The sequence below is a fragment of the Dissulfurispira sp. genome (genome assembly GCF_036745535.1).
Classification (GTDB): Bacteria; Nitrospirota; Thermodesulfovibrionia; order Thermodesulfovibrionales; family Dissulfurispiraceae; genus Dissulfurispira.
Genome location: NZ_DAIOFX010000030.1, coordinates 8,501 through 20,889 on the forward strand (window position 1 = coordinate 8,501; position 12,389 = coordinate 20,889).

Genomic DNA, 12,389 nt, shown 5'->3' on the forward strand with positions numbered 1-12,389 from the left:
AGCTCCGGCTCCTGAGAAGCCAGCAGAAGCTCCAAAGAAGTAGTGTCAATAAAAACACCATGAGGGCAATTAAACCCTCATGGTGTTGCTTTTTTAGGGCAAAAACTGTTATATTTTAATATCTTTTTTATTCTTTACAAATGCAAAGAGTGGGTCTTCCCACTCTTTTGTTTTACCGGAACATATGGCCAGGATATATGGATAGAATTGCTATAAAACAGAAAATTTTTGAACTCGCATCTCGGGTTGCCGAGGACGAAGGCCTGGAGCTTGTCAGTGCTGATATTTTGGGCACAGGCAAAAGAACAATGCTCAGGGTGGTTGTGGATAAAGAGGGCGGGGTAACAGTTGGAGACTGCGAAAAAATAAGCAGAAGCCTTGAGGCACTGCTGGATGTGGAGGATCCGATAAAAGGGCCCTATGTGCTGGAGGTATCATCTCCAGGGCTTGACAGGCCGCTTTCAACACAGGCCGACTTTGAAAGGAACATAGAAAAGCTTGCACGGATTATCACAACCGAGAAAATAGACAATCAGACATTCTTCATTGGCAGAATTATCGATGTTGGAGAGGGCTGGATAAGGCTTAAACTCGATAAGAAGGATATTTTTATCCCTATGGATAAAATTTCTAAGGCAAGGCTTGAAATAGAATTTTAAGAGAGGTATCGACCATGTCAAAGGAACTCTGTTATGTAATAGATCAGATCAGCAGGGAAAAGGGCATCTCACGGGATTCCTTATTAAAGGTGCTGGAGGCAGCCCTTCTTTCCGCCGTCCGCAAGAAATTCGGCGGCAGGACCAACATAGATCTGCGCATAGAGCCGAAAACATGCAACATACAGGTCTTCGAGCTTAAGCAGATAGTGGAAAAGGTCACAAACAAAGATGAAGAGATCCAGTTAGAAAAGGCAAAGGAGTTATTCCCCGACAAGAGAATAGGCGATACAATTGAAATCCCGATACCCTTACAGGACTTCGGCAGGATAGCAGCGCAAACAGCAAAGCAGGTCATATTCCAGAAGGTAAAAGAGGCTGAAAGGGATATTATCTACGAGGAATATAAAGACAAGACAGGACAGATAATCAGCGGCACCGTACTGAGGAAGGAAAAAGGAAATTATTACATCAGCCTTGCAAAGACAGAGGCGTCTCTTCCCCAGAGGGAAACACTGCCTAATGAAACCCTGAAAAGAGGGGATATTGTTAAGGCATATCTTTCCGAGGTAAAACTGACGCCAAAAGGCCCTGTCATAGTGCTCTCAAGGACAGACCCGAACTTTGTTGTCGCCCTCTTCAAGATGGAGGTTCCGGAAATACACGATGGAGTTGTCATTATAAAAGGCATTGCAAGAGAGCCGGGTGAAAGGACAAAAATAGCGGTATCCTCTAAGGACACTGCTATAGATGCAGTGGGCGCTTGCGTCGGCGTGAAGGGAACGAGAGTTCAGTCCATTGTAAGGGAGCTGCGCGGAGAAAGGATTGATATAATACCATGGAGCGATGACCCTCGCATATTTGTTGCAAGGGCGCTTACACCTGCAGCTGTGGACAGGGTCGGAATAAATGAAGAGGAAAAGACCGCAATGGTAATTGCGGATGACCAGCAGTTGTCCCTTGCCATAGGGAAGCGCGGACAGAATATAAAACTGGCAACAAAGCTTACAGGCTGGGAGATAGAGATATTAAGCGAATCAGAGTATTCAAAAATCAAGATGGAAGAAGCAGGCAAATCACTTGATGAGACTATAAAGAGAGAATCAGAGAAATCTGATAAAAATGAGCAGTAATGATTTATTATCTCCCGTTCAGTATGTAAGGGGTGTCGGTCCCCAGAGGGCAAGGCTGCTTGACCGTCTTGGAATAAAGACAGTAAGAGACGCCCTTTTTTATCTGCCTTACAGATACGAAGACAGAAGCTCCATTAAAAAAATAGCACTTCTCAGGCCAGAAGAAATAAATACCGTTACAGGCAAGATACTAAAAGCTGATGTCATTATCCCAAATCCTCGACGGCCGAAACTAAAGATATTCGAGCTTGCCGTATCAGATGGAAGCGGGCTTCTCAGGGCAAAGTGGTTTAATCAGACATATCTTAAAAAGATATTCAAACCGGGACAGGAAGTAGTATTGTACGGGACAGTAAAATACAATTACCGGGGAACTGGTTTCGAGATAATCAATCCAGAGTATGAAATACTGGATGAAAATGATAATGAGCCCAATCCTTCAGCCCAGGGCATACACACCGGCAGGATAGCGCCCATCTATCGGTCAACCGAAGGCCTGAGCCAGAAGCAATTGAGAAACATCATGTATTCAGTCCTTAACAGTTCGGTATCAGCCATATCAGACCCGATACCTTCAGAGATAATCAAGGCATACAATTTACCGGATTTACAGGAAAGCATATCAAATGTGCACTTCCCTCCTCCAACATCTTCGTTAGATGATTTAAACAGAGGGACAAGCCCCTTTCATCAGAGACTGGCATTTGATGAACTCTTCACGCTTCAACTGGGACTTGCAGCCGTTAAAAAGGGAGAGGTGCTTGAAAAAGGCATTGTTTTTTCTCCTGATGGCAGACTAATAAACGGATTGCTTAACAAACTGCCTTTTAAACTCACCGGTGCCCAGGAAAGAGTATTCAAAGACATACTTAAAGACATGCAGTCGTCTGCCCCCATGAACAGGCTCTTACAGGGAGATGTGGGTTCAGGGAAGACAATAGTTGCCCTTATGTCAATGCTTGCTGCTGTGGAATGCGGCTACCAATCCGCATTGATGGTACCCACAGAGATACTTGCAGAGCAGCATTATATCAACATTCACAGGCTTGTTGAAGATTTAGGATTAAATATCCATCTCCTTACAGGAAGCAAGAAAAACAAAGAGGTTGAAGTCGTTGCATCTGGAGATGCGGATATTGTCATCGGAACACATGCCTTGATTCAGGAAGGCGTGTCGTTCAAAAAACTGGGAATTATTGTAATAGATGAGCAGCACAGATTCGGTGTAATGCAGAGGGCAACATTAAGGAAAAAAGGAAGAAGGGTAATTCCCGACACATTGATAATGACGGCAACCCCGATCCCGAGAACCCTTGCCCTGACACTCTACGGCGACCTCGATTATTCCGTAATCGACGAGCTTCCTCCAAACAGGAGTCCTATTATCACAAAACTCTTCTCCGAAAAAAATAAAAACCAGATATACTCCTTAATCGAGGAAGAGACAAGAAAGGGAAGGCAGGCATATGTGGTCTATCCTGTAATTGAAGAGTCGGAAAAAACAGACCTTAAATCCGCAATTACAGGGGCAGAGGGGCTCCAGAAAATATTCCCTCATCTCAAAGTGAATCTGATTCACGGAAGGATGAAACCAGTCGAAAGGGAAGAAGTGATGAAGGAATTCAAAAATGGCAATATACACATCCTTGTCTCAACAACCGTAATAGAAGTTGGAGTAGATGTGCCAAATGCGACATTGATGGTTATAATACATGCAGAGAGATTCGGCCTTGCCCAGTTGCACCAGTTGAGGGGAAGAGTCGGAAGGGGAAGCAGCCAGTCATACTGTATTTTACTGAGTTACGGCGGAAGCGAGGATGCAAGGAAGAGGCTTGAGGTAATGGTTAAGACCACAGACGGCTTCAGGATAGCCGAGGAGGACTTGAATATCAGAGGCCCCGGAGAATTTTTTGGCACGAGGCAGTCGGGCATGCCTGACTTAAAGGTTGCAAATCTTTTAAGGGATGCTAAAATACTTGAAATGGCCCGAAAAGAGGCGTTCTCCCTTATAGAAAGGGATTCAGCACTTACGGGCTATCCGCAGCTCAGAAAATCCATCGAGGATTTCTGGGGAAAGAGGCTTGAGATATTTAAAACAGCATAGGGAGGTTTTATGTTCAGCAGGATAAAAAAGGATTTTGGTGAGGCTATTGAAAAGATCAAGTGGTTCTCATCTCTGCTTTCGGAGAGGATAAGGGTTGAGATCACGGTCTTTAAACTGCTGTACAAATCAGAGGAATTAAAAAAACGCAGGGATGAGTTGATGAGAAAGATTGGGGAAGAGGTTTATGCAATGAGGGGGAAAGAAAAAAATATTTATGCCAATAAAGATGTCATGGATGCCGTAAAGGAGCTTGAGACACTTGAGCCTGAAATAAAAGAGACAATCGAAAGGGCATCGGAGATAAGCAGGATAGTGGCATGATTTTTTTTTCATTTTTGGCCTCATAGTCGGGTCGTTCCTGAATGTCTGCATATACAGGCTGCCGAGAGATATGTCTATTATCAGACCGTCATCTTCATGTCCTGCCTGCAACACGCCTATTAAGCCATGGGATAATATTCCCATACTGAGCTATCTACTTTTAAAAGGCAAATGCAGGAAATGCGGTGAAAGCATTTCCATCCGCTATCCCATAGTTGAATTACTGAATGGAATCCTTTACTGGTCGGTTTTCAATTTTTTTGGATATGGATGGCATCTGCCTTTTCTCTTTGTCTTTGTGTCTGCGATGATTGTGATAACCTTTATTGATTTGGATTTTCAGATAATACCTGATGTAATAACACTTCCGGGAATTGTCATTGGCCTTCTATCAGCATCTTTTTTGCTCCCAGATCCTTTCAGCCTTCAGCCTTCAGCCTTCAGCCTTTCAGTCGTTGGCTTTAAAAACTCCATTGCAGGCTTGTTTATAGGCGGCGGATTATTTTATCTCATTGCAATCCTCAGCAGGGGAGGAATGGGAGGCGGAGATATCAAACTCATGGCCATGGTGGGCGCATTCATGGGATGGAAGGCTGTTTTCCTTGCAACATTCATAGGAAGCCTTGTTGGCTCTTTGGTAGGGATATTTCTCATGGTTTTTAAGGGAAAGGGAAGAAAGACAAAGATACCATTCGGTCCGTTTCTGGCTTTCGGCTCAATCATTACCCTGTTTTTCGGCGGCGAGATCCTGAAGTGGTATTTTCGCATGTAAATAGGTTGAAATAAAACGTCCGCAGTTAAAATCATGCATCTGTAAAGCTTTTTACCGTATGCACACCTGCGTTTACCAAACAACTAAAAGTGAGGTTTTATGGGGGGATTTAAGAAACATAGCTATTATTGCCCATGTCGACCATGGAAAGACAACCCTTGTTGACGGGATGCTGAAACAGGCTGGAATATTCCGCTCCAACCAGCAGGTTCAGGAAAGGGTCATGGACAACATAGACCTTGAGCGTGAGCGCGGGATCACAATAATGGCAAAGAACACAGCAGTTGAATACAACGGCGTAAAGATAAATATTGTCGATACACCAGGTCATGCAGACTTCGGCGGCGAGGTGGAAAGGACTTTGAAAATGGTTGACGGCGTGCTTTTGCTCGTTGATGCATCAGAAGGCCCTTTGCCGCAAACAAGGTTTGTTCTAAAAAAGCGCTGGAATTGAAATTGCCGCCAATTTTGGTAATCAACAAGATCGACAGACCCGATGCAAGGATTCAGGGAGTTTTAAACGAAGTCTATGATTTATTCATAGACCTTGACGCATCCGAAGAGCAGTTAGAATTCCCCATTGTTTATACAAATGCCAAAAGGGGTATTGCAACGCTTAATATGGACGATGAATCAGAAAATTTGAAGCCCCTCTTTGACCTCATACTCAAAACCATTCCTTCACCTGAAGGCAAAGGGGATGGCATCTTGCAGCTCCTTGTCACGAATATAGACTACAACGATTATGTGGGAAGACTTGCAATCGGAAGAATCTTTTCAGGCACAGTAAAGGTAGGAGATGCAGTGGCCATGATAAACGGCAACAGCGATGCAGTAAAAACAAAGATAACCTCCATTTACACATTCCAGGGATTGGAAAGAATGGAGGCAAAAGAGGCATCTGCTGGCGACATCATTGCCCTTGCAGGGATCGAAGGCATAAATATAGGCGACACAATCACCGATATTGAAAGGCCGATGCCTCTTCCGAGAATAAAGGTGGATGAGCCTACAATATCCATGGTCTTTTCTGTCAATACATCTCCCTTTTCAGGAAAGGAAGGGAAGTTCGTGACATCGAGGAATCTAAGGGAAAGGCTCGAAAAAGAGCTCCTCTACAATGTCTCTATTAAAGTGGGTTTTGATAATACTGATTCATTTAAGGTAATGGGACGTGGGGAATTGCAGCTTGCAATCCTTATCGAAATGATGAGAAGGGAGGGATACGAACTCTCTGTATCCATGCCGGAGACCATAACAAAGGAAATAAACAGCGTCCTGCATGAACCGATGGAATTGCTTGTCATAGACGTACCTGAAGAATTTGTCGGCGTTGTAACGCAACAGGTCGGAATGAGAAAGGGCAGAATGCAGAAGATGCAGAACAACGGACACGGCAGAGTCAGGCTTGAATTCAGGATTCCTTCACGTGGATTGATCGGCTTCAGGTCCCAGTTTCTGACAGATACAAAGGGAACAGGACTCTTGAACCATCTGTTTGACGGATATGAGCAGTGGCACGGCCCAATGTCAAAGAGGCAGACAGGAGCCCTCGTTGCAGACAGAGCAGGCAAATCAACCACATATGCGCTCTTCCATTTGCAGCCGAGAGGCACACTCTTTATAAAAGAGAATACGCCTGTTTACGAGGGAATGATTATTGGAGAGAACTCAAGGGACAATGACCTGGATGTAAATGTCACAAAGGAAAAGAAGCTCACGAACATGCGTGCTGCAAGCGCTGATGATACGATACAACTGATACCTCCGAGGATATTGAATCTGGAGCAGGCGCTGGAGTTCATCAAGGAAGACGAACTTGTTGAGGTAACGCCTCAATCCATAAGGCTCAGGAAAAAGGTATTAGAGGCAAACAAAAGGCCGAAGGCAATATCCCCTTTAAGCATAAACAAAAAGGCCGAGCTTACCGAAGATTCTCCTTCGGCAACCCGGCCATCTTCTGTTTGAAGACCCGTCGCTTTCCGCCCCCTCCTCACAGAGGGTTCAGCCTTATCGGGAGAGACACATCCTTTCTATATAAAAGAATTACCACAAAACGTGTTAACTGTCAATAAAAAATAATGAACAATAAAAGGGTGAGTCCGGACCCTAAAACTGCGCCTGCGATCACCTCAAGGGGCGTATGCGCCTTTACCGCTATCCTGCTCTGGGCTATGAGAACGGACAACAGAAAACTTAAGAGAGAGGCAATAAAACTTTCTGTGATATATGTAACCGCAACCCATGCTGAAAATGCTATCGCAGAATGACCGCTTGGCATGCCTCCGCGCAGGGGATGCCCCTTGCCCGAATATGCCTTGAGCACCACCACGATAATCAAAACGAGGATAACAGAGATAATCGTGATCTCTTCCTTCGAATGTTTGGCAATATCGATGCCCTGCTCAAATGCCCTGCTGAAATAGGGGAACAGTATTATATATCCGAGGACTGCAGCGCCAAAAGCGGTGATTAAAACCGCTCCGGCAGCCACATCCTTTGTAATCCTTGCCTTTTCGCTGTGTTCCGGTGAAATCATATCCACAACATATTCGATAGCAGTATTAATCATTTCCGCAAGCAGTACGAGGATAACGGCAATGGAGATTATCAGGAAATCCGTCCTCTCCACGCCGAGGATATAACTTAAAACAAGGACTGCAACTGCTGAATAAAAATGGTACCTGAGATGTCTCTGTGTCTTTGCGGCATGCAGGATTCCCTCTATGGCATTATTTGCGCTGTCTATCCATTTTCTTAAAGGCATATATTATTATACCCCAAACACATTGGTAACTTTATTTATACCGTGATCCAGCGATAAGGATAAGTCTCTTTCGTTCAGAAGCTCTGTTTTGACAGTTCTAATGCTCCTTACGCTGCAGCCGCAAAACTCGCTTCGCTCAGACACTTGCGTCTGTCAGGCAATGGTATGGTCTCAGAGCGACTTGGACAGCCCAGGCGTGGCATGGATGCCTAAGCGGGCTGTCTTTGCTTCGGAGACAGGCTGGATGATTTTGCGAGCATAGGGCGAATTTTCATTGTATAATTATATCATGGCTTATAATAACAACCGCCCTCAATCCATGGCATTTAACCTGCTCTGGGCAGAAGAAAAAGAGCGAAGGCAGCTTGCATCAAATCTCCACGACAATATTACACAAACGCTTGCCCTGTCCTTAATAAAGTTGAAAATGCTGAAAGAATCACTGTCCTCTACTATTTATGCAGAGCCCCTCGATGAAATATCGGAGATAATAGAGCAGACGATTAACAATATCAGAGCCATGACATTCGACCTCAGCCCGCCTGACCTGTATGAACTTGGTCTGCCATCTGCGCTTGAAAGCCTCTGCGAGAGGTTCCATGGTAAATACAGGCTGACAATCTATTTCAGCAGCGATAAAAGAGTCAGCCGCATAAATGACGAGACATCTGTTCTGATCTTTAGAGCAGTGCAGGAACTTCTCTTTAATATAGTCAAACATGCGAATGCCAATATTGCAAGGGTTTCTCTCGAAAAAGACAGAGATTTTATCAAAATCAATGTCTCCGATGACGGCGTCGGTTTTGACCCCTCCACTATCAATAACAAAGGTCTTCACACAGGTTTTGGCATTTTCAGCATCCGCGAAAGGTTGAAAGGCATTGGAGGACAGTTGGAGATAAAATCAAGACATGGATTTGGAACCAGCATATCCATAATAGTTCCTGTTAGTTCATAGCTGTTCAATTATGCATAAAAACAACCCTCTGAAAACCTGAATTAAGCGATTTTATATTAAATTTGCAAGGCAGGTGCTGCGGGAGACTTTAAACTCTGCGCTTGCAAATAATTTATCCTGTATCCGTCATCTACTACATTGGATACTTGATGGATAATGCATCTGTTATCTCTCATATGCACATGAACGAGGGCTTTTTAAAGTCTTTGAGCAGTGCCTGCCTTGCAAAATCACTCAATTTGGGGGAAAATTAATAAATAATTTACACTCCAATCAGGGATTTCCCGATAGATTTTATCCATGCATTTGGTTTAAATTTCTATCCTGTTAGAAAAACAGACAACAAAGTAAATATATGATAGGTTTGTACCTTAAAGACATTGTCTGTAAAGAAGACCTGCATCTTGCCGGGAGCGCATCCTTAAGACAGGCAGTTGAGCTGATGGATTCAAACGGCAAGGGTGTTGTGGTCATACTCGACGACGCCATACCTGTGGGAATCCTTACAGAAAAGGACATTGTGGAGATTCTCTACAGGAGTGTAGACCTGAATAGCCCTGCCATGAATTGTGCCAGGAAAGACCCCATAACAATAAAAGAAGATAAGGCAATAGGCTATGCCTTAAACCTGATGGTGGCAAACAATATCAGGAGGATAATACTCACGGATGATTCCAACAATTTCAAGGGAATTATTACACAGCAAGACATAATTAAATACCTCGAAGACGACTTTTACCGCTCAACCATAAAAATCAGACACATAAGAGAAAGCATCAAGCCTCTGATAAGCATAGCCCCAGAAGCCCCTCTCAATGAGGCCCTTAAAAAATTACAGAAAACAAAATCAGCTCTGTCCCTGTTATAAAGGGCAGCAGAGCAGTCGGCATGATAACCGAAAAGGACATCCTGAAGATAGTCAGGAACAACATATCATTAAGTGAGTCTGTTTTTAAATTCATGTCCTCTCCGGTAGTCTCTGTCGGAATGGAAGATTCATTGATCACCGCTGTCAGAATCATGAATACGAAGAAAATAAGAAGTGTTGTTATCGAAGACCAGAGCGGCAATGCCATAGGCATAATTACAAACAGGGATATGATAAATAATCTTGAAGGAGACTACACCGCATTTATAGAAAGAAAACTGAGACATACAAGAGATATTCTGAATCTGCTTCCCGAGATGCTGCTGGAAATAGTGGATGCTGGCAGAGAACAATTGATAATCTGGGCAAATGAAAGGGCTGTAAAGAAATTCGGCGATGGAATTGTAAATAAACCCGTCACCCGCCTCATTCCCCATGAGAAGTGGGAAAAGATATACGGAACACTCGGCAGATTCAACAAGGTTGAGGACATAAAGGTAAAAAGGGACGAAGAGATATACGAAATATCTGGCTTTTTTATAAAAACAGAAGAAGAAAATTGCGGAGGGAAAATCCAGTTAATACTAAGAGATATCACTGATGAGGTAAAGCTTTACACCACAGATCCCCTCACCGGCCTTTACAACAGGAGATTTCTCAATGAGTTTCTTCATAAAGATCTGGAATTAAGCAAGAGGTGCCAGAGACAACTATCGCTGGCAATAGCGGACATTGACGATTTCAAGAAATTAAATGACACTTACGGGTATGTTGCAGGGGATGCAATACTGAAATCCCTCGCCCGCATAATGCTAAAAAACATAAGGGATGCAGACATTTTAAGCAGATACGGAGGAGAGGAGTTTGTAATAGTCATGCCCGAAATAAATAAAGAAACGGCAGCTCATGTTGCAGAGAGATTAAGGGAAAAAATTTCCATGGAGGAGATAGCAATTCCTTACGGAGGCAGGATAACGATAACCATTAGTTTAGGAATAGCTTCGTTTCCCGAAGACGGCGACTCTTCCGTGGATTTACTGATTGCAGCAGACGACAGATTATATAAAGCCAAAAAAGAGGGGAAAACAAAATAATATTCTCATGAAAAAGATAAATGTCATCCTGGCAGACGACCACAACATAATAAGGGAAGGACTGGCAGCCATACTTCGAAAACATCCAGACATCAAAGTGATTGCACAGGCAGGCGACGGCAGAACAACGGTTCGGTTGACAAGGGAACTGATGCCTGATGTGGTGGTAATGGATGTTACAATGCCCGGACTAAACGGCATCGAGGCTGCCCGTCAAATTACCTCTGGGTGCGCTAATGTTAAGGTAATAGCCCTATCGGTGCATTCCAGCAAACAATTCGTTATTGAAATGCTAAAGGCCGGTGCATCGGGCTATCTGCTGAAAGACTGTGTTTCCGACGACCTGGCATATGCAATCAGATCAGTGGCAGCCGGGCAGAACTACCTCAGCCCTCAAATAGCGCGGATTGTAATCAAAAACTACATAAACGACCTTGAGACTTTAAAGACCTCGGTCTTCTCCATCCTGACCCACAGGGAAAGGGAGGTGCTCCAGCTTATGGCAGAAGGCAAAAGCACAAAACAGATAGCCTCGATGTTAAACCTCAGCATAAAAACCATCGAAACGCACAGGCAGCACATAACAGATAAGCTGAATATAAACAATGTAGCCGAACTTACAAAATATGCAATAAGGGAAGGACTGACGCCGCTATGATATTGAATATATGCAACCTGAAGCTGTAAAATTCAGCGCAAATAGAAATTTTACATCATGGTGTGCTATTTTATTTTTTGATATGGACAAAATGCTGAAGAAAACAGAAAAATGCTTATCTGCAGTAATGGCCAAATTACTCATAGGATATGTTCTATTACCCCCAAAAAAAAGTTTACAAATCAGATGGTTAAAACAGGTCTCTTATATTTGATTTGTCTATTAGCTGTCCTCTGTCTTCTGTGCCCTGTTTTTACAACCGATAGTTACGCCAGCAATTCTTCAAAAAAGAATGCAGAAACGCCAATGTTTCAGTTAGAACCCTTTATCCTGAATGTGGGTAGCAGATTTTTAAAACTCTCTATAAACCTTGAGCTTTCATCATCGACTGCAACAAAAAAGGCAAAGGTAAAAACGGGTGCCATCAGGGATGCAATCATTATGCTTGTTACAAGCAAGATGCCCGATGAAATATCATCGTTTGGAGGGAAGCAGCAGCTTAAAGACGAACTGCTTACGAAATTGAACGGGATACTGGGCGAAGGCAATGTTAAAAATATTTATTTTACTGATTTTGTAATGCAGTAGGAGAGTGTTTATGATTAAAAATTTTCTTTCCCTTTTCGGCTCAAAGAGAAATCAGGATAAGCACATGGTCTGTCCTGAATGCAAGAGCAGGATGGACATCGAAGATATAAGCTCAGACAGTATTTTTGAATATTACGAGGTCAAAAGAAAATACAAATGCAGAAAATGCGGGAAGGCATACGACTCGCTTGAACTGATAGCATTGAACAGAGAAATGGAATCCCTGACCAACGAACTGAACAGGCTTTACGACTCGATCAATACCTTTCATTCCGCGCTTAGCATCTTGCAGAAGGCAGCAAAGAAATTAAATGAAGCTCAAAAATCAGGCATGTATGATGGCCCTGTTATGAATTAATCGGCAATACCAATGGGGATAAATAACAAAATATTAAATCAATGGAGGGTAACGGCGTATGAAGATCAGCACGAGTCTTAAAATCGCAGTTGCAGTATTGTTGAGTTTTTCT

The 12,389-nt window shown here is 43.3% G+C and carries 12 protein-coding genes, 1 pseudogene and 1 riboswitch; of the genes and pseudogenes, 12 read left to right on the forward strand and 1 reads right to left on the reverse strand.

What is annotated here, in order from left to right; all coding sequences use genetic code 11:
• Window positions 1-197: 197 nt before the first annotated feature.
• The 6 genes and pseudogenes from rimP to typA all read left to right on the forward strand — a co-directional run bounded on the left by rimP (window position 198) and on the right by typA (window position 6,954).
• Complete coding sequence (gene rimP / locus V7L97_RS06705; RefSeq protein ID WP_333654429.1) at window positions 198-659, forward strand: ribosome maturation factor RimP; 462 nt, start codon at window positions 198-200, stop codon at window positions 657-659.
• Window positions 660-673: 14 nt separating this feature from the next.
• Window positions 674-1,789 (forward strand): transcription termination factor NusA, encoded by a 1,116-nt coding sequence (gene nusA, locus V7L97_RS06710; RefSeq protein ID WP_333654431.1) that lies wholly within the window; start codon window positions 674-676, stop codon window positions 1,787-1,789.
• Complete coding sequence (gene recG, locus V7L97_RS06715; RefSeq protein WP_333654433.1) at window positions 1,779-3,893, forward strand: ATP-dependent DNA helicase RecG; 2,115 nt, start codon at window positions 1,779-1,781, stop codon at window positions 3,891-3,893. Before nusA ends, recG begins: the two co-directional genes overlap by 11 nt.
• Window positions 3,894-3,902: 9 nt before the next feature.
• Window positions 3,903-4,214 (forward strand): hypothetical protein, encoded by a 312-nt coding sequence (locus V7L97_RS06720; RefSeq protein ID WP_333654435.1) that lies wholly within the window; start codon window positions 3,903-3,905, stop codon window positions 4,212-4,214.
• A 22-nt stretch (window positions 4,215-4,236) separates the two neighbouring features.
• Entirely contained in the window at window positions 4,237-4,986 is a 750-nt protein-coding gene (locus tag V7L97_RS06725; protein WP_333654449.1) for a prepilin peptidase, read from the forward strand.
• 58 nt (window positions 4,987-5,044) lie between these two features.
• Window positions 5,045-6,954, forward strand: a pseudogene (gene typA / locus V7L97_RS06730) (translational GTPase TypA).
• A riboswitch (cyclic di-GMP riboswitch) is annotated at window positions 6,927-7,005 on the reverse strand. (Overlaps the previous pseudogene by 28 nt.)
• A gap of 49 nt (window positions 7,006-7,054) precedes the next feature.
• Here the strand turns inward: typA and V7L97_RS06740 are convergent.
• The gene (locus V7L97_RS06740) at window positions 7,055-7,753 is read right to left on the reverse strand and encodes a diacylglycerol kinase (RefSeq protein WP_333654437.1); all 699 of its coding nucleotides are present in this window, start codon (window positions 7,751-7,753) and stop codon (window positions 7,055-7,057) included.
• Window positions 7,754-8,042: 289 nt separating this feature from the next.
• Between V7L97_RS06740 and V7L97_RS06745 the strand changes: the two genes are divergently transcribed.
• The 6 genes from V7L97_RS06745 to V7L97_RS06770 all read left to right on the forward strand — a co-directional run bounded on the left by V7L97_RS06745 (window position 8,043) and on the right by V7L97_RS06770 (window position 12,277).
• Entirely contained in the window at window positions 8,043-8,711 is a 669-nt protein-coding gene (locus tag V7L97_RS06745; protein WP_333654439.1) for a sensor histidine kinase, read from the forward strand.
• A 355-nt stretch (window positions 8,712-9,066) separates the two neighbouring features.
• On the forward strand, window positions 9,067-9,579 hold the full coding sequence (locus V7L97_RS06750; protein ID WP_333654442.1) for a CBS domain-containing protein: 513 nt from the start codon (window positions 9,067-9,069) through the stop codon (window positions 9,577-9,579).
• Window positions 9,580-9,599: 20 nt separating this feature from the next.
• Window positions 9,600-10,673 (forward strand): GGDEF domain-containing protein, encoded by a 1,074-nt coding sequence (locus V7L97_RS06755; protein ID WP_333654444.1) that lies wholly within the window; start codon window positions 9,600-9,602, stop codon window positions 10,671-10,673.
• A 7-nt stretch (window positions 10,674-10,680) separates the two neighbouring features.
• On the forward strand, window positions 10,681-11,331 hold the full coding sequence (locus tag V7L97_RS06760) for a response regulator transcription factor (protein ID WP_333654446.1): 651 nt from the start codon (window positions 10,681-10,683) through the stop codon (window positions 11,329-11,331).
• Window positions 11,332-11,637: 306 nt separating this feature from the next.
• Entirely contained in the window at window positions 11,638-11,919 is a 282-nt protein-coding gene (locus V7L97_RS06765) for a flagellar basal body-associated FliL family protein (RefSeq protein ID WP_333654447.1), read from the forward strand.
• Between the two features lie 10 nt (window positions 11,920-11,929).
• Window positions 11,930-12,277: a hypothetical protein gene (locus V7L97_RS06770; protein ID WP_333654448.1), complete on the forward strand. Its 348-nt coding sequence runs from the start codon at window positions 11,930-11,932 to the stop codon at window positions 12,275-12,277.
• Window positions 12,278-12,389: the final 112 nt, after the last annotated feature.